Raw genomic sequence first — 18,937 nt, forward strand, 5'->3', positions numbered from 1 at the left:
TGCACTACCTCAGTAGTTTTTATACTGACGCTGATGATAAGAAGTTAATAATGACCAAAAAATTAGCCCCACTTTCTCAAGACGCGCTTGCACCGACGGTGTCATTAAGCCACGTGCAAACTTGTATTCAAAACCCGTATCCCGAGTCGCTTTCCTTTATAGGACAAAAACGTGCGCAAACGGCGCTTGATTTCGCTTTGGGCATGGAGCTGCCAGGCTATAACGTGTTTGTCATGGGCGAAGCTGCTTTGGGTCGTTTCACCATGGTGAAAGACAAGTTAGAGGCGCATAGTAAAACACGTCAGACGCCAAAAGAGTGGTTATACGTTAATAACTATGAAGACCACCGAGAGCCTATCGCAATGTTTATGCAAGCTGGTCAAAGTAAAGAGCTTGCCGATGATATTGATGAGTTTTTAGATGAAGTGGCTGATACGTTTCCCGCTGCATTTGACAACCCTGGGTATCAGCGAAAAAAGAAATCTATAGATCGCCATTTTGATAATAAATATGACGCGGCATTGAATGCGGTTGAACAATTAGCTGCTGACAAAAGTGTGGCGTTACTGGAAGAAAATAATCAAGTTGGTTTCGCTCCAGTCGTTAATGGCAAACAGCTAGATGATGCAGAATTCGCCGCGTTAGATGAGAAAATGCAAAGCCATTTCTTTGAAGCCATTGAAGGGCTTGAGGATGCGTTAATAGAAGCATTGATAGAGCTACCACGTTGGAAGCGAGAGTCTTCTGAAAAGCTGCGAAACTTAAAGAAATCGACGGTTGAAATTGCCACAAAGCCGTTGATAAAAACACTAGAGCACAAATATGCCAATCATATTGGCGTGGTTCGTTATTTAAAAGACTTACGGATAGAAATTGTTGATGCTGTTTTAGAATGGCTTGATGATGATATCTCGAGCGAAGAAGGGAAAGATGACTTTGACTCAAAAGGGATGCTGAGTGACTTTTTTGCGCCGAACATTTTAATTGAATATAAAGATGGTGACGCTGCGCCAGTCGTGTACGAACCGAACCCAACGTTTGGTAATATTTTTGGTAAAGTAGAATATGCGGCATCACAAGGTAATTTAATTACCAGTTACCGTTCTATTCAAGCAGGTGCATTGCACCGTGCCAATGGCGGTTATCTTATCATGGACGCTGACAAAGTATTGGCGAACCCACAGGTGTGGGATGGTTTAAAGCTGTCATTAAAAACACACCAGATAAAAAATGATTTACCTTATCAAGACAATTCAGTAGGCAGTAGCTTTACACTTAGGCCTCAGTTGATCCCACTAGATGTCAAAATTATTTTACTGGGTTCGCGAGACCTGTATTACACCATTGGTGAATATGATGAGGAATTTGCTGAGCTCTTTAGAGTGCTGGCAGATTTTGATTATTACTTACCAAGCTCAGACAAGATGCAATATCAATTTATCAGTAAAGTACAAGAGTATTGTGATACAACCTTGTCGTGTACTTTAACAGCTGATGCCTTGTCGCGGTTGCTTAAATTTAGTTACCGCCAAGCTGAGCACCAAACTAAACTATCGGCACGTTTTGCTGATGTATTGGAGTTAGTTGCAGAAGCCAGCTTTTATACCAAGCAAGACAATGAAACAGAGATCACCGCAGAACATATTGATGAAGCCATTGTGGGTAAGCAATACCGTACCGGTCAATTGAGTGAAAATATGCTCAGTGATATTAAAGAGGGTCATACGCTGATTGCAACACAAGGCAGCGCGGTAGGTAAGGTAAATGGCTTAACGGTACTCCATATTGGAGATACGGCGTTTGGAACACCTGCGCGCATTACTGCAACGGTATACGCCGGGGCTGATGGCGTCATCGATGTTGAGCGTGAGGCTGAGCTCGGTAAAGCCATACACTCGAAAGGGGTGATGCTGTTGACTGGTTACTTGGGGAATAAGTACGCACAGGAATTTAGTTTAACGTTGAGTGCCAACATTGCGATTGAGCAAAGCTACGGGTATATCGATGGTGATAGTGCGTCATTGGCTGAGTTATGTGGTTTAATTTCTGCCATTACGCAATTGCCGATTAACCAATCTTTAGCCTTAACGGGCTCTATTAACCAGCACGGCGAAGTACAAGCGGTAGGGGGGGTTAACGAGAAGATTGAAGGGTTCTTTAAATTATGTAAGATGCGTGGGTTGACTGGGGAGCAAGGGGTCATTATTCCGCGTTCTAATTTGGTTAACTTAGTACTAGATGATGAAATTATTATAGCCAGTGAAGCCGGTCGTTTTCATATTTATGCCGTGGAAACGGTGGATGAAGCATTGAATTTATTGACGGGGGTTGAAGCGGGTGAGCTTATTCAGGGTCAATATCCAGAATCAAGTATCAATGCACTGGCGTTAGCGCGTTTGCAGCATATTGCCGATGTGGTAAATGGTGAAGACAAAGAAGAAGACAGTGATAAGGAGTCGCAATAATGTCGACAACACAAATTATATTATTGGTCGTTATAATCGTCATTGGCGGGTTTATTTATAAAAATAAGCAACAGCAAAAAGAAGTGGCTGGTTTAAATCGCATAAAAGCGCAAGAGTTTCTGGCTGAGAATGCGAAAAAGGCCGGCATTCACGAAACATCGTCTGGATTACAATATGAAGTGTTGGTGGAAGGTGAGGGAGAAGTACACCCATCAGCAACCAGTAAAGTAAATGTACATTACCATGGCACGATGTTAGACGGTAGCGTATTCGATAGCTCGGTTGAGCGTAATAGCCCGATTAGTTTCGGTTTGAATCAAGTTATTTCAGGGTGGACTGAAGGGGTTCAGTTAATGAAAGCTGGTGATAAGTTCCGGTTTTTTATTCACCCGAATTTAGGTTATGGGGATCAGGCCGCAGGTAAAATTGAGCCCGGCTCGTTATTGATCTTTGAGGTTGAACTATTAAGAGTAGAGTCTTAGTGCCTATAGGTAAGTATAGCCCAGCTTCTGTCATACGGGCTGTCTTGGTGAACTGTTGACTCTGGTTTTAAATGCCAACTTTCTGTAATTCGAATTTTAAATTAGCCTCTGTCTCTAAAGAGGCTAATATTTAACGCGCCTTATTCTGTACTCCATAGTTGTATTTCAGCATTTTAACATGTTGTTACAGTAAGTTATCGCACAATGCTGACATCTCTCCTTATATTGTTATTATGTTATTAAATAACAATATAAGGATTGTACTTTGAAACTACGTACATTATTTACAGCCATGGCCTTGGCTATCGCACCTGCGATTTCTCCTATGGTTGCCGCATACCAAACAGAAGATACGCGACTGTTACGCTTTCCCGATATTCACAAAGACTATGTTACCTTTGTTTACAGTGGAGATATTTATGTCTCTAACAGAAAAACAGGTAAGAGTACGCGCTTAACGGATCATGTTGGTTTTGAAACTTTTCCTAAATTCTCACCTGATGGGTCGAAAATTGCGTTTTCGGCACAGTATAACGGCAGCCGCCAAATTTATGTAATTAACCGTGACGGCTCTGATTTAAAGCAGCTTACCTATTATAACGATGTAGGAAAGATGCCACCTCGTGGTGGGTTTGATTATCGAGTATTAGATTGGACACCAGACGGCCAGCATATCGTTTTTCGTGCGAATCGTACGCCTTATGGTAAGCGAGTTGGTAGACCGTTTATGGTGCCTGTTGCTGGTGGACTCGAGCAGCCACTGAACATCCCAGAAACGGGCGGTGGTATGTTATCACCCGACGGGAAAAAGTATGTTTATACCCCTATAGACAGAGAGTTTAGGACTTGGAAGCGCTCTCGAGGTGGCCGAGCACAAGATGTTTGGGTATATGATTTAGAGAATAATACATCAGAACAACTAACAACGAACCGCGCGACTGATCAGCAGCCTACTTGGGTAAATGACAGTATCTACTTTGTGTCTGATAGAGACTATACACTCAACCTATACAAACATCGCTCTGGTAAAAAGCCAGTTAAGATGACAGACCATCAAGATTTCGATGTACTTTGGCCATCAGCAGGACCAGACGCCATAGTGTATGAAAATGGCGGATACTTATATCGGTTTGATGAAGCGACAAAACGTACTGAAAAGTTAGCGTTAAATGTTGAAGGTAGCCGTGAATACACCATGCCTTACAGTAAAAACGTGAGTGACTTTATTGACTCAATGGATGTGTCGCATGATGGTAAACGGGTGCTATTTAGTGCCCGTGGTGAGTTGTTTAGTGTACCTGCGAAGCAGGGACCAACACGCAATTTAAGTCACACTCCAGTAGGCCGTGAAATCTCAGCAACTTGGTCTGCGAATGGTCGTTATATTGCTTACATGAGCGATGAGAGTGGTGAATATGAGATTTACTTGCGTGATAGAGCCAATAACAATGAAGTGAAGCAACTTACGAGTAACGGGACTATTTGGCGTTTCGATCCTCTATGGTCGCCAGATAATACGAAGTTATTGTTTGCAGACAAAAATCACACGCTATGGTGGTTAGATATAGAAACGGGTAAGCAACATAAAATAGATACCGCAAAATATGATGAAGATGGCTTAACACAGTATATTTGGTCACCCAATAGTGAAGATGTGGTATTTGTTAAAAATAACGAAAACCGCTATGCATCACTTTGGCATTACAATATAAATAGTAAATCGGTTACTCGATTAACCGATGAGATGATGAGCGAAACCAACCCTACATTCTCGCCTGATGGTCAGTACCTTTATTTCACTTCTGAGCGTGATTATAACTTAACGTTCAGCAGTTATGAATTTGACTATATGTTCAATAAAGCAACGCGTATTTATTCGGTTGCTGTAAATGACCAAATAAGTGCATTAAATGCACCGCAAAGCGATGAAGCGAGCATATTAAGTGCTGCGTCAGAGGTAAGTGATGAGGAAAAAGCGGTTGATACCAAACTAGACAGCAATGGCTTTATGACGCGCGCTGTCGCATTAACTACACCAGCTGGAAATTATCGCAATCTTACGGGCGTAAAAGGGGGTGTGCTTACGCTCAGTGATGGCCAATTGAAACTTGTACCAACCAAATCAAGCGAGAAAGTGGCGACAGTTGCAAAAGGAGTAAGCAGCTATAAAGTGTCGGCCAATATGGCGCACATTATTGTGAAATCGGGCAAAAGCTATAGCGTGATAAAGCCCGCTGCCAAGCAGGATTTACAGTCTACTCAGCTTGACCTGAGTGATATGATGTTGAAAATCGACCCACAAACTGAGTGGGCGCAAATGTATAGAGAAGGATGGCGTACATTACGAGATTGGTTCTACGATGAGAATCATCATGGCCAAGATTGGGATGCGATTTTAAAGCGTTATCAGCCTATGGCGGACGCAATCGCGCATCGTACTGATTTAGATTATGTACTGAGTGAGATTGCGGGTGAAATCAATGCGGGTCATATTTATGTTAACTCCGGTGATAGGCCAGAGGCAACGCGTTTAAAGCATGGTTTATTAGGCGCACAAATTAGTGCACATGAGTCTGGCTTTGTAAAAATTGAGAATATTTTTAAAGGTGAAAACTGGCATGAGGATTTTCGTTCACCGCTGAATGAAACGGGCGTAAAGGCCAATGTTGGTGATTATATTCTAAGTGTAAATGGCCGTGCGGTTAACACTGTTTTGAATTTTTATGAGTTATTAGAAAATACCCAAGGGGAACAAGTTGAATTGGTTTTGAACCAATCGCCAAGCTTCGAGGGGAGTTGGAAAGTGACTGTTAAACCTGTCGCAAGTGAACAAGGTTTAAGATACCTTGAGTGGACAAACTCTCGCGCAGAATATGTTGATAAATTGTCTGGTGGTCGTGTGGGTTATGTGCATTTACCAAACACCCACTATGCAGGTAACCGCTCATTATTTAAAAACTTTCTACCACAGACAACCAAAGAAGCCATGATCATTGACGATCGATATAATGGCGGCGGCTTTATTCCTGAGCATATGATCACATGGTTGGCGCGAAAACCGTTAAATTATTGGAAGCGTCGTGGTGTTGAACCCACTAAGACACCGCAATTTGCTCACGATGGACCGAAGGCGATGTTGATCAATGGTTACTCGAGTTCTGGCGGCGATGCACTCCCTTATTACTTCCGACAAGCGGGACTTGGTAAACTCATAGGTACTCGTACTTGGGGTGGTTTAATTGGTATTTCAGGTAATCCTGGGTTAGTTGATGGTGGCTCTGTGATTGCTGCGACTTTCCGTATTCTAGATAATGAAGGTAATTGGATCATTGAAGATGAAGGTGTAAGCCCAGACATTGAAGTGATCGATCGACCTGAGTTAATTCAAGCGGGTAAAGACCCGTCTGTTGAACGAGCGGTGAAAGAGTTACTTGATGAGTTAGAAGCTAACCCGAAAAAGCCGTTAACAGTACCCGCTGCTCCGAGTAATTTTGGCCAGTAGCAGCATGTGTTAACTTTTACTTGAATAGACATAACGGCTAAGCACCCTATTAGCCGTTATTTTTTGCTTATTTATACGTGAAAACGACTGGTGTTCATAAGTAAATGTGACACTGAGTGAAGCAGATAACATGAATTTTAATAGGACGATGTCCATTTTATCTGGTGAAAATCAAGGGGGATAAAGGTGAAACAGTATGGTAACGCGTAAAAAAGTTGTTTTAATAACAGGTGGCAGCCGTGGTATTGGTGCCTCAGCGGTGAAGTTACTCGCAGAACGAGACTATGTTGTTGCACTCAATTATAAAGAAAATCATAGTGCGGCTAAAGAGCTGGTAAGGTCTATTAATGCTGCTGGTGGTCAAGCTACTGAGTTTCAAGCTGATATAAGTGATGAAAATCAAGTAGAGGCGCTATTTTCATCAGTGGCATTGACGTATGGACCAATTACGCATTTGGTCAATAACGTTGGGGTATTGGCTCACCAGCAACGAGTTGAAAATATGACGGCAGAGCGTATCAATCATATTCTACAACACAACGTTACGCCTTACTTTATTTGTGCTAGAGAAGCCGTTAAGCACTTTAAAATGCACGATGATATGTCAAAGTGTGCAATCGTCAATGTGTCGTCTGCGGCGTCGAGGTTGGGCGGGGCTAATGAATATGTTGATTATGCTGCATCAAAAGGTGCTATAGACACGTTTACCATAGGTTTGTCATTAGAGCTTGCAGAATATGGCGTGCGGGTTAACTGTGTTAGGCCCGGGTGTATTTATACAGATATACATCGTGACGGAGGAGAAGCGGAGCGTGTCTCTCGGTTAGCGCCTCAATTGCCACTGCGTCGTGGCGGCACGGCATTAGAGGTTGCTAATGCCATTGCGTGGTTATTAAGTGATGAGGCTAGCTACGTCACTGGCAGTTTTATTGATTTGGCTGGTGGGAAGTAGTATTTTAAAGTAATAGCTAGTACCGAAGAACACCCCATTGTTGTCAGATACAAAGTGGGGAATTTCTCCACTTTTAGTGTAGTTTATTTTTTGATAAAAATACTCAGATTTATCGCCCGTTTGCGTATCTAATACAAGTAACTCAATGCCTTGTTTAGTAGCCTTATTCTCTATTGAGTGCATCAGGGCTGATGCAACCCCCAAGCGCTGATATTGTGGATGAACAAGTAACTTTTCTACTTCAGCACGGTGTGATCCATTCTGCTTTTGACACCGAGTATAGTGAACACAGCCAACGAGTGTATTGTGTATAAAGTACCCAAAGAAAATGCGGCTTTTCAGTTGCGTGTTGATCTCTTCCCAGTAAGTAGTGAGCTGCTGTTTATCTACATCAGTTTTAAATCCTAAAGAGGCACCACTTTTAATACACAAATCGAGTAAGTCAGTTAATTGCATTTTGTATTGCGAGAGTGAAGTAAGTTGCTTTATATGGTTGGTCATGGTGTTTGAGGGTCTTCTAGTTTTGTTAATTGTGCTTGAATATATGCGATGTGGTTTTCCAGTTTTTCCTTTGCGTTGTGTAAGCTGGTTACACGGGCTGATGTATTTGCTTGATGTGCTCTAATTGCACGGTAAATAGCCACTCGTGGTAGGTTGTATTTGTCAGCAGCACTACAAATAGATAACTGTTTATTTAACACCTCGCTCAATGCATCACGCATTGCTTCTTTGTTATTGTGTTTATGTTGCATTATGAGCACTCCATTTTTTGACTGGAGTGTGATCATCATGAATTTGCCAAATACTGATCTCTAAGTGCCACAACAGGTGTAAAGTTTGGTAAAAGTCTGACATAACGTTTGCTTATGTTGTAGATGCGTACAATTTTTAAAGAAAAAACCATACCAACATTTAAAGTTAATATATTTCAATTTGTTATGATTTTTTGTGTTATCCGACTTGGCTAATTTGCACCATTTATAGGAAAGTTTAATAGCGTTTGCACTGAATTGTTGCAGTGTTTTGTAAAGTTTATTTTCGAGTGAGGTACTTTGTTATATTTAATCTAAGAAAGGTTAGTGTTTTAAATTAAAAGTTTATATAACAGCACCTTACTTTTTTACGTTGGTCTTAAATCGTGACTCATTGAGCGCTGATAATTCTATTTATTTTCTAACCGGATAGAAAATAGTTTTTACATAAGATATGTCCTGACTTGTCTAGATAAAGTAGTCACAAGCTTAAAGGAGACATAAATATGAAACTATATACATCAGCATTGTTATTAGTGAGTAGCTACTCGGTTGCGGCGAATGAACCGGTTACAGTAACGCCTATCGAACCGGTTTTAGTCGCAATGGATAATCAAGACATAGACCAGCAATTTTATATGGGCAAATACGAAGTTACCGTAGCTGAATTTCAACGTTTTGTGCAAGCGACGGGTTACACCGTACCTAATAAATGTATGGTATTCACTAAAAGCCAATGGCCTTCTCCAGATAAGCCTGGAAGTTGGGATAGTCCTGAGTTAGTTAATGAACCATTCAGACCAGTGGTGTGCGTTGGCGTTCAAGGTGCAATTGATTATGCGAAGTGGTTAACAAAAGAAACAGGAAAGCCTTATCGTTTACCGACGATAGAAGAATATGAATTTGCCGCTTTAGCAGGTCAAAAAAGCCGATTCGCATTTGGAGAAGATTATGAGCATAGCGACGTATGTGAATATGAAAATGTTGAAGACAGAGCTAACATCGCAGCTTTGAAATTACATCATGGTGTTGAGTATACCCGTAGTGTGGATTGCAATGATGGTGCGATTTACCACACAGTGGTTGGTATGTATCGACCAAACAGTTTTGGTTTACATGATATGTTAGGGAATGTGAGAGAGTTAACTCAAACCTGCATAGAATATAAAGATGATGACAATAAACACTGTTCTCGATATGCAATAGGGGGTTCCGCTTGGCATTGGCAACCGCGTGATATAGTCAAAGAACGTTGGACTGCTGCTGATTTTATTGGCAGCATTGAAGGTTTTCGTCTGGTATTGGATGCTAAAGAGTTAGCTATTGATCACTGGGAGCAGTTTAAAGGGGCTTTATTACACGCTCAAAAGCGCGCAAGGATTGAGCATAACAAGCTAAAATCTCTACCAACTGCACCTAAAGGCCTTGTTACTAAAGAGCTAGTTGAACATCAAGTGCAACTTGGTTGGGATGCGGCTCATGGAGAAGGTGTAACATATGCACTCTATCGTAGTGTTTTAGACAGCACAGGTAAGGGCACCCGACAGTGGCAGCTTGTAAAAGACGGTCTGAGTGCACCGAACTACCGTGATTCAAACCCACTTTCTAGTTTTATAAGCTATAAAGTACATGCAGTTAAAGATGGAATGCAAAGTAAAGCCAGTAACATTGCTTATACAGGTCAATACCCTAAATTAGCAATAGGTCAAAAAGTTGAGGCTGAACATTACTTTTCGCAACGACATAGTATGTTGAGTAAAAAGGATGATTTACAAGTCGTTGGTTTATCAACAAATGCAGATCATCATACACCTGACGGATATATCCCATTTAAACCTGCATGGTTAAAGTTTGATTTGAGCAGTGAGACCTCCAGCGCAGTGACTGTTAATGTACGTATGCGAGGAGCGAAGGATACGTTGCTGGAATTTTGGCAAGGACATCACCTTGTGGCTCGGTTTAACGGTCACGGTGGTAAAGAGTTTAAAGAAGTTAGCGTATTAGGCTCGGTAATAAAAGGAGCGGATCAGTTAGAGATCCGCTCGGTAGGTAATAACGGTGCGTTAATTGATTGGTTTGAACTTATACCAAATCACATCGATGATTAATTTTCTAATGCAATGGCTGAGGTAACACCATGTTGCTTAAGCCATTGCTGAGAACCGTTGGTTTGTAAAAAGGCCAAATATTCTCTTTTTATTTCAGGTGTTGAGTATGTTAATTGATATAGCGCCAGTGCTGAATTGAGTGATGCCGGTTTATTGTGTGTTAAGCGAGCTTTATTAAATGCTTCTTTAAGCAAGGGGCGAGCGTCATCAATTAAATCTTGGGCTAATAATACTTGGGCTTTCAATAGTAATTGAGCGGGTTGTTTTATAGCGCCATCAAATAAGGCATGTGCTGATTCAAAATCTCTTACCTCTATATAATATGTCACTAACATTTCAAGGGCATGGTCAAGTACCCAATAGTTACTCGCGGTTCTAGGAATGTTTAAAATGCGTTTTAAGTAGGGTAAAGCAAGTGCATTGTCTTCTGTAAATAACGCAAAGTGAAAATACACAATCGCTTTATTGGAGTCACTTAAATTATGCTCAATCAGTAAAGCTTGGGCTTTATTTAGCTGAGCATATTGTTCAACCGTATTGTCTACTTTCTTTGCCAGTATTGAGTACAGCATGTGAAATTCAAATTGTGCTAGGGGTTCCTGTTGCTGCTTAGTGAGTGTGATAGCCTCCTCTAAGACACGAAACATCGCAGTTATATTCCCTTGTTCGTAATGCAGCCATGCACTGGTGTTAATATAGTCATGTTGCAAAGGCCACAGTGATGTTTGCTTGAGCTCTTTATTCATCAGAGTCAATCGGTGAGCGCTTTGTTGGTGTTGCTTGCGCATTTTATAGATCATGCCAATTAACCATTGAGCTTGTGCTCGATAGGCTTTTTGTGCGTATCCCTCATTATTGAGTAGCTTGTCTAGATGCACCATAGCAATATCGGGCTGCTTAGCATGAATCAAATGTTTGGCTAGTAATAGCGTCACCTCTTCATTACTTGGTGCGGATGTATGCATTGTTTGTAGCTCGGCTAAACGAATTGGTTTACTGGTAGAAAAGAACTTTAAATCGTGCAGTCGGTTCAGTTGCTCACGCAATGCCAGCATGGCTATTTCTGTCGTTTCTCCAAAGGCGTAACCTTGCCAATGCCGGGCGTTTTTGGATAAACCATAATGTAAAAACACGCCTTGCTCTGAAGGGTATATATCCCCCCAAATAAGCCAATTTTGCTGTGGTAGCTGGGCATTTTTCCATGCTTGTTGTGGTGATAAGAAATGCTGCTGATTTGATTCGGGAACGGCGACAGTTTTAACTGAAAATAGAGCGTGACTTGAAAGAGCGTTGATATCGGATTGTTGTAACTTGCTCCATGTGTCAGTGGTGTGATCGTTGACGGCCAAGTGCAAAGAGATTTGTGCTGAAGGTGTTTGCCACTGGGATGCTAATAATAAAATAAGCAAAATGAAAACACTGCTAATTACTGTGTATAAAAAATAAGGTGACTTTTTATTTCTTGCTAAATTGGGGGGAGGGAGAAGCGGAGCATCGATCTCAACACTAGTTACGGGGTACTGCCACTTATAGCCTTTCTTGGAGTAGGTTTTGATGGACTGTTCACCAAATATAGCCCGCAATTGGCTTATTGTTTGAAAGACAACTTGTTCAGAGACCACTTTGTTCTGCCAAACAACGTCCATAATGTCATCTTTACTGTGAATATCGTTAGGGTTTAGCAAGAAGTATTCGAGTAGTAACGTTTGATTTCGCTTTAAAACAATCAGTTCACTATTTTTATACAGTACCCGTTTATGACATGAGTACTGGTATTGAGAAAACTGTAACTCCATAAATTTTATCTGTTTTTATTATTTTATTGCTTATTATTACATAGTCTTATAAGAGATGGCAGTGATATTCACTGCATCACAATATGATGACCTTGTACAACCCTTAAGTAACAACTAGCTTTACCTATTATCCATCGACAAAAGGAATGGTAAATGAAGGAGAGTGAATTGGTAAATTGTGCTAACTGTGTTCAATTAGAGGGGCTTGATATTGATTTTACGATGGCTTTTCAACCTATCGTTCACGCGCAATCAAAACGTATATTTGGCTATGAAGCGTTAGCGCGGGGCCTCAATAATGAACCAGCGTATTCAGTACTGTCGCAAGTAAATGATAAAAACCGTTATGCTTTTGACCAAATGTGCCGTGTGAAAGCAATTGAGTTAGCAGCAAAGTTAGATTTGTCGTCTTATCTTAGTATTAACTTTTTGCCTAATGCGATTTATCAGCCCCAGCGTTGTATTCGAACGACTTTAGCGGCTGCTGAAAAGCACAGTTTTCCGGTCGAAAGGATCATGTTTGAATTTACCGAAGTTGAGAAAATATCTGATAGTGGGCACATAAAGCGTGTTGTTGAGTATTACCGTACTTTGGGCTTTAAAACCGCAACGGATGATTTTGGTTCGGGTTATTCCGGCTTAAATTTATTGGCTGACTTTCAAACTGATATTATTAAATTTGATATGGGATTGATCCGAGATATTCATATAGACAAAGTACGGCAAGTTATTTTACGACATTGCATTAGTTTGTGTCATAAATTACAGATCACAACTTTGGCTGAGGGCGTTGAAACATCAGGAGAGTTTAAGTGGTTACAAAGTGAAGGCGTGGATTTAATTCAAGGCTACTTTATCGCCAAACCGGGCTTTGAGTGTTTGCCAAGTGTTGACTTTTCACAGTTATAAAGCTGAGTGAAATAAAAATCATAGACTTTAGAGGCACAAAATGTTGAAGGCAATTTTTAGTATATTATTATTTTTGATAACTGCGCCATTGCTCCTCGCATTGTTTATTAAAAACTCATATCACGTAGAGCGAAGTGTTGTGATCGAACAACCGATAGAAGTGGTATTTGATTATATCAAATACCTTAAAAACCAAAATCATTATAGTCGTTGGGCCAATATTGACCCTGATATGGTAAAAGCTTACAGAGGTACCGATGCGCACGTTGGGTTTGTATCGGCATGGAGTAGCGAACATCCTGATGTGGGGATTGGAGAGCAAGAGATTATCGGCATAAAGCCGCTGGAGCGAATTGACTATGAGCTACGGTTTATTGCGCCTTTTCAGGCGACAGAGCCTGCTTATATGCTCACTAAACCAATTGGTGATACCACACAGGTTACTTGGGGATTTCAAGGGCACATGAATTACCCAATGAATTTAACGTTTTTGTTTATCGATTTTGAAAAACAAATTGGCGGTGACTTACAAGCAGGGCTCAATAAATTAAAGGAGCTCCTTGAATAAGGAGCTGTTTAGAGAGCCATAGGCTCTCCATGTATGGCTTGTTATAAAACTGTTTTATTAAACGTTGAGTTAGTTTTACAGTTTCCTATCTTACTAAATCGATGTTCATGACCGGATGTGTCAGGTGTAATGTCATATATTGGCCCAGATTCAACTCGATAATTTTGCCCATTGAAGCTGAATGTATCGCCTTGATTGTAAATGGTTGGGTAGCTTTGCCATTGAGCGCTGCATGCATCACATTTTGGTAGCACTTCGGCTATCGCATTTAATAGTTGGTAGTCAGGATCTTTACTATCTTGATGCAACTCCCAAATAAAAACGCCTGGGTAGTGATTGTCTTTAATAAATTGCGATTTCTTTTTAATGAGCTCAGGGGTTTCCCAGTACCAATGGGTGTTATCGGCAATAGCATGACCTGAGTTGAAATCGACGCCTCGGTCTTTGACTAATTTTTCTACGATATGATCTGTGGTCACTATGCTGACTTGCTCACTTTGGCCATCTACAAATCCTTTGTGATAGAACGGCAGGCCTAATAGGGTTTTCTCTTTTGGATATTTTTGCATCATACTATTGATACCTGGAATATCTGATTCTAAGCCCATTTGTGTATAGAGCCACGCACTGTGGTGATCGATAAACGATGCAGGCCATTGCCCTGTAAAGTTATATGCCATAAAACGAATGTAGTCAGCATATACGTCTAGGTCTTGGTGGTAATTTGGGCCATTCCAAAAACCAGCTTCAACATCTGTACCTAAGTCGATTTCTTGGGGTAATAGCTCATGCAGCCGCTTTAAAAGATAGAGGTGATTACCGCTTTCAATTGGGTTAGGTTGCTCATTCGTCGAAAAATGTTCCCAATCTATGTCTATGCCGTCTAATCGATGTTGTATCGCATAATCAGCGATGTTTTTTGCTAACGCATTAAGGTCTGCTTTAGTCAGGTTTAAAAAGTTGACGCCCGCGCCTCCAATGGACAAAATGATACCGATGTTATTACTTCGACCAAATTGCAGTGCATCATTGATATGTGTGTCAACTAAACGGGTATCAAGTCCGCCACCTTCAGTTGGAAAGGCAAAGGCGAGTATGATGTGGGTGAGGGCATCGCTATTGAGTTCCTCTATCGCCAATGGCCCGCCGAGTGGATACTGCCAAGTCGCATAGGCACCTTCGACGCGTGGACATTGTGTAGCTTGAGCACTTAATACTGCGCCAAAGCACAGTGTTAACAAACTTTTTCTTATCATTATATATTTCCTTTACATGTATGTTGTTTCCTTTTTAGCGTGGCTTTTTTTTGAGCAAGTGGCAATGACTTAGCGTACAGACGTTAGTCTAAGATGGGTTACGTAGGTTTGGCGCGAGCAGTTCGCTTTATTGTGCACCGAGTCGGCAAGCTTTGATCAATTAAAGTGTTAATTTAAAGAAGATGATGCCGAGTACTGGTCAGTTAATTACAGTAAAGTGCTACAGTATTTGCGTATAGAACAACATTGAATTTTGATGTTCTGACTGAAAAGTGAATCCTATTTTGGTTAGCACAGCAATAGAGGCTAGGTTCGACTTTTCAACGCCTGCAATGAGTTCCTTAATTGAGGGAGTACTTTTACACCAATGAATAAATGCTGACAATGCTTCTTGGGCATATCCTTTACCCCAATAGCCTTCGGCAAGTAAGTAGCCAATATGGTATTGGTGTGTGTCACTGTTATGTATAAAAATGAAACCGCGTAAGGAGTCATCGTCCAGTCCGATAACGGCGAACACTCTACTGTCTTTTAACATATTGATAAGCCAATCCTTGGCATGTTTAATGGTGGTTAAACCTTGAAAGTTTGGCGGCAGATGCGCAATAACATTTGGGCTCAATACGCTTAATATGTCATGAAAGAGCGAGTTACTGTCTTGCTGTGTATCAAAGACATCTTGTAGGGTGAGCTCACTTAGTGTAAGTCGGTGTGTATTCATTATATGTCTCATTGAAGGCACTTTAGTGATGGTAATACTGTGGTTATAGTGTGAACAGGTGTTAAATTCAAGCTGTGTGGATGTGTTCAAGAGAAAGTGCTGGCAACAAAAAAGCCGCAATCACTGCGGCTTTTTGGGAAAGTTTGGCTGTGTGGTTAAACGTTAAACTACACCACGTGGCAAACGACAGTCATGGTCTTTGCGTGCCAGTTCTACAATCCATAGTTCTTCAGCTGTGTAACCCTCTTCGTTTTCTTTGATAACGATAAAAGGTGCTTTTTTAGCAGCAACAGGGGCTACAGCTTTCTTTGTTTTTGCTTTTTTAGCAGGCGCAGCTGCTTCGCTAGGTGTCGCTGAACCTGAAGTGAGTTCTTCAGTTAATGCTGCAACATCTGCAAGGCGCATGTTCTTGCCACCATCAATGCTGTACCAGCCTGGTTTAGTGGCAATTTCTGGCTTTTTACCGTGGGCAGCTTCATAAGCAGCTTCAAAAGCGCTTAATACTTCAGTTTTATCTAGTTTACTCATCGTAGATCCTAGTCGTGTTATACGCGGATATGCGGGATTAAGATTTAAAGAGTAGTTATACCCATATTTGGGCAATTTTTCAATTTTTTACGTTTTTTGCTTCCAATTTGCTCGTATTGCCGCCAAAATTTGCGATTATTTTCTACAAAACAATGGTCACGTCATGAAGCGTTCAGAATTCATCCACATTTTATCTCAACTACTCCAACCGAGTGCAATTAAAGATTTTGCACCAAATGGCTTACAAGTTGAGGGGGCAGAAACGGTTCATAAAATAGTCACTGGTGTGACGGCAAGCCAAGCATTGATTGATGCTGCTATTAAACTAGGCGCAGATACGATATTGGTGCACCATGGTTACTTTTGGAAAGGTGAATCACCCACCATCACTGGTATGAAAAAGCGTCGTATCACTAGCTTGTTGGTGAATGATATTAATTTGTTTGGCTATCATCTACCACTTGATATTCACCCTGAGCTTGGCAATAACGCACAACTGGCCAAATTACTTGATATGCATTATGAAGGCGGGTTAGAAAGCGGTGCAAATAGTGTCGCTGTAAAGGGGAGGTTACACACGCCTTTGACTGCGGATGAGTTTGCCCAAAAAATAGCTCAAGTGTTAGAGCGTAAGCCCCTTGTATGTGCCCCTAGAGGCAAAAAAATTGAGACGATTGCTTGGTGTACTGGCGGTGGTCAAGGTTATATTGATCTGGCTGCAGAGCAAGGCATTGATGCCTATTTAACAGGCGAAGCATCAGAGCAAACAATTCATAGTGCACGTGAGCAAGGGATCGATTTTTTTGCTGCAGGTCATCATGCCACTGAGCGCTATGGTATTAAAGCCTTGGGGGAGTTCTTAGCAGGTGAGTATGGTTTTGATGTGACATTTATTGATATAGATAACCCTGTATAACGGGTTATCTATATCCATTGTTAATGTATTTATAAGGCTTCAGGGTCTATTGTGCGTAGCAACGATATCCAAGCTTTTCCGACCCATTCATGACAGTGAGAAGTGACGGCCTTTAATATGCTCGCTTGTGCGATAAATTGCCTTGATTGAGGTTGACTACTCAGCGAGTAAAATTGAATTGGGGCAGAGATCACTTCTACGCCTTGTGCATTAAATAAATCTGTTGCTCGTGACATATGGCTGGCTGAGGTGACTAACGCAATCTGTCTATCGACTAAGTGAGGAGCTAAAAGTCTTGCTTCATCTTTTGTATCTAGTGCCCTTGGGTTTTGTTTAACACGATGCGCGGCAATGCCCAGTGCCTGTGCTGTTTTTGCCATAAGTGCTGCATTAGAGGTTTTACTGTGTCCGCCGCCAGATACAATTAAATCAGCGCGAGGATAGTGGTGTGCCAGTCTTAAGCCTTCTACTAGTCGAGAGAGTGCACACCCCCCTAACTGCCCATTACTAGGAAGCTGTGAGTTTGGGTAAACATCGCATCCCAATACGACTATTTTATCTAGGTGTGCATGCTGAGTGACGTTAAATGGTTTTAATACTCGTTCTTGAGGGGTAATGATTCGGTTTGCAATGTAGGGTGTACTGATAGCCCATAAGAAAAGGACTAATAGCCAAGTTATGATAAATGATTTGGTGTTTGTTTTACTGACAAAGAGTAAACAAAATGCGATGAAAAGAAGTGACAGTGGCAATGGCATCAGTACCGAGCCAATAACTTTTTTTATTTCAAACATGTAAGAACCCAACCTTGGATGTTGGGTTACAGTGTATTAGAGACTGAAGACTATGAACAGGTTAACGTCCATTGTTTATTTTACATGTGTTTAAAAAGTGACGATAAACAGGATTATCTTTCATATTCTTTTTCATTGCTAAATACATCGGACGATTTAAGCCTAGCGCACCCAATGGAATAGACTTTATTAAGCCTTGGCTTTCATAAGGAGTAACTAACCAATCAGGTAAGGCCGCGACCCCCATGCCTGCACTCACTAATTGAAAAATGAGTAAACCTTGGTCAACTGTTTTTAAGGTGCCATCAAAACGGGCATTTTGTATAAAATGCTTAAATATATCTTGGCGCTCTTTTGGGATCGGATAAGAGATGATGGTTTCATCTTTTAGATCGAGTGCCGTGACATAGGCTTTTTTAGCGAGTTCATGATCAGGTGCAACAATGAGTTTAAGCTTGAAGTCAAATAAATGTGCGTATTCTAGTTTATCAGGCTCACGAATATCAGACGTTAACACCAGATCTAATTCATCTTCCATAAGATCTGGAATCGCATCGTAGCTAAACCCTCTTTCATAATCGACTTTAATGTCTGGCCAAAAATTGTTGAACTCTTTTATGGTGGGTAGCAGCCAATGAAAACATGCATGGCACTCTACGCTCAGTCGTAATTGTGAAATAGGCTGGTTTAAACTTTCTTTTAGGCGACACTTAGTTGCTTCAACCCGAGGTAAGATCTCGCTTGCGAGTTCTAATAATAACATGCCTTGTGGCGTAAATCGGACAGGTTGTGTTTTACGTTCGAATAACTGACAGTCTAGCTTATTTTCGAGATCTTTAATTTGATGTGATAACGCAGACTGTGTCAAAAATAATTCACGCGCGGTGTTAACTAATGAGCCTGTTTCTTTCAGAGTAGATATGGTTTTTAAGTGTTTTATGTCTATCATCTTCAATAAATCTCATTTATCTAGTGAGTAAAACTCAAATTACTACCTAGCAGCATGGTAAATATCGCCATAATAGAGGTTGGCCGTCTATAAAACCAGCATGCATTGATTAATTTATAACAAAATCACTATAGCACCAATTTTGACAGCGTTGTCATTTTTATTTTAACTTTTTTACAAAAATTACAAATTAATTTTGTTCATGTTACCTGTGAGGAAGCATCAATTGCATTCAATTC

General features: G+C 40.9%; 16 protein-coding genes. 8 read left to right on the top strand and 8 right to left on the bottom strand.

Going from position 1 to position 18,937, the window contains the following annotated elements:
- Positions 1-50 precede the first annotated feature (50 nt).
- The 4 genes from BGP78_RS16105 (at position 51) to BGP78_RS16120 (ending at position 7,401) form a co-directional block, all read left to right on the top strand.
- Entirely contained in the window at positions 51-2,465 is a 2,415-nt protein-coding gene (locus BGP78_RS16105) for a Lon protease family protein (protein ID WP_119862334.1), read from the top strand.
- Entirely contained in the window at positions 2,465-2,947 is a 483-nt protein-coding gene (locus BGP78_RS16110) for an FKBP-type peptidyl-prolyl cis-trans isomerase (RefSeq protein ID WP_119862335.1), read from the top strand. The genes BGP78_RS16105 and BGP78_RS16110 overlap by 1 nt, the downstream gene beginning before the upstream one ends.
- 292 nt (positions 2,948-3,239) lie before the next feature.
- Positions 3,240-6,449 carry a S41 family peptidase gene (locus BGP78_RS16115; RefSeq protein ID WP_119862436.1) on the top strand — a complete coding sequence of 1,070 codons (3,210 nt, stop codon included), beginning with the start codon at positions 3,240-3,242 and terminating at the stop codon, positions 6,447-6,449.
- Positions 6,450-6,645: 196 nt separating this feature from the next.
- Positions 6,646-7,401: an SDR family oxidoreductase gene (locus tag BGP78_RS16120; RefSeq protein ID WP_119862336.1), complete on the top strand. Its 756-nt coding sequence runs from the start codon at positions 6,646-6,648 to the stop codon at positions 7,399-7,401.
- Here the strand turns inward: BGP78_RS16120 and BGP78_RS16125 are convergent.
- Complete coding sequence (locus BGP78_RS16125; RefSeq protein ID WP_119862337.1) at positions 7,342-7,902, bottom strand: N-acetyltransferase; 561 nt, start codon at positions 7,900-7,902, stop codon at positions 7,342-7,344. The two genes, BGP78_RS16120 and BGP78_RS16125, sit on opposite strands and share 60 nt — an antisense overlap.
- A complete protein-coding gene (locus BGP78_RS16130; protein ID WP_182912302.1) occupies positions 7,899-8,153 on the bottom strand; it encodes a helix-turn-helix domain-containing protein in 255 nt (84 codons plus the stop codon). The genes BGP78_RS16125 and BGP78_RS16130 overlap by 4 nt, the downstream gene beginning before the upstream one ends.
- 506 nt (positions 8,154-8,659) lie before the next feature.
- Here BGP78_RS16130 and BGP78_RS16135 point away from each other — a divergent pair.
- The gene (locus tag BGP78_RS16135; RefSeq protein ID WP_119862339.1) at positions 8,660-10,261 is read left to right on the top strand and encodes an SUMF1/EgtB/PvdO family nonheme iron enzyme; all 1,602 of its coding nucleotides are present in this window, start codon (positions 8,660-8,662) and stop codon (positions 10,259-10,261) included.
- On the opposite strand, the gene BGP78_RS16140 is transcribed toward BGP78_RS16135, so the two are convergent.
- Positions 10,258-12,057, bottom strand: a complete 1,800-nt coding sequence (locus BGP78_RS16140; RefSeq protein WP_119862340.1) for a winged helix-turn-helix domain-containing protein — start codon at positions 12,055-12,057, stop codon at positions 10,258-10,260. The two genes, BGP78_RS16135 and BGP78_RS16140, sit on opposite strands and share 4 nt — an antisense overlap.
- A gap of 153 nt (positions 12,058-12,210) precedes the next feature.
- On the opposite strand from BGP78_RS16140, the gene BGP78_RS16145 reads away from it, so the two are divergent.
- Complete coding sequence (locus BGP78_RS16145) at positions 12,211-12,966, top strand: EAL domain-containing protein (protein ID WP_119862341.1); 756 nt, start codon at positions 12,211-12,213, stop codon at positions 12,964-12,966.
- Between the two features lie 40 nt (positions 12,967-13,006).
- The gene (locus BGP78_RS16150; protein ID WP_119862342.1) at positions 13,007-13,534 is read left to right on the top strand and encodes an SRPBCC family protein; all 528 of its coding nucleotides are present in this window, start codon (positions 13,007-13,009) and stop codon (positions 13,532-13,534) included.
- A gap of 41 nt (positions 13,535-13,575) precedes the next feature.
- Here the strand turns inward: BGP78_RS16150 and BGP78_RS16155 are convergent, their stop codons facing one another.
- The 3 genes from BGP78_RS16155 to BGP78_RS16165 all read right to left on the bottom strand — a co-directional run bounded on the left by BGP78_RS16155 (position 13,576) and on the right by BGP78_RS16165 (position 16,039).
- Entirely contained in the window at positions 13,576-14,790 is a 1,215-nt protein-coding gene (locus BGP78_RS16155) for a glycoside hydrolase family 18 protein (protein ID WP_119862343.1), read from the bottom strand.
- A gap of 220 nt (positions 14,791-15,010) precedes the next feature.
- On the bottom strand, positions 15,011-15,511 hold the full coding sequence (locus BGP78_RS16160; protein ID WP_182912303.1) for a GNAT family N-acetyltransferase: 501 nt from the start codon (positions 15,509-15,511) through the stop codon (positions 15,011-15,013).
- Between the two features lie 162 nt (positions 15,512-15,673).
- A complete protein-coding gene (locus tag BGP78_RS16165) occupies positions 15,674-16,039 on the bottom strand; it encodes a hypothetical protein (RefSeq protein WP_119862345.1) in 366 nt (121 codons plus the stop codon).
- Between the two features lie 163 nt (positions 16,040-16,202).
- On the opposite strand from BGP78_RS16165, the gene BGP78_RS16170 reads away from it, so the two are divergent.
- Complete coding sequence (locus BGP78_RS16170; protein WP_119862346.1) at positions 16,203-16,955, top strand: Nif3-like dinuclear metal center hexameric protein; 753 nt, start codon at positions 16,203-16,205, stop codon at positions 16,953-16,955.
- 29 nt (positions 16,956-16,984) lie between these two features.
- Here the strand turns inward: BGP78_RS16170 and BGP78_RS16175 are convergent, their stop codons facing one another.
- Complete coding sequence (locus tag BGP78_RS16175) at positions 16,985-17,749, bottom strand: YdcF family protein (RefSeq protein ID WP_119862347.1); 765 nt, start codon at positions 17,747-17,749, stop codon at positions 16,985-16,987.
- 61 nt (positions 17,750-17,810) lie between these two features.
- Positions 17,811-18,698 (bottom strand): LysR family transcriptional regulator, encoded by an 888-nt coding sequence (locus BGP78_RS16180; RefSeq protein WP_010362309.1) that lies wholly within the window; start codon positions 18,696-18,698, stop codon positions 17,811-17,813.
- Between the last annotated feature and the right edge of the window lie 239 nt (positions 18,699-18,937).

The organism is Pseudoalteromonas sp. MSK9-3 (genome assembly GCF_003590335.1).
In the GTDB taxonomy this organism is placed as follows: domain Bacteria; phylum Pseudomonadota; class Gammaproteobacteria; order Enterobacterales; family Alteromonadaceae; genus Pseudoalteromonas.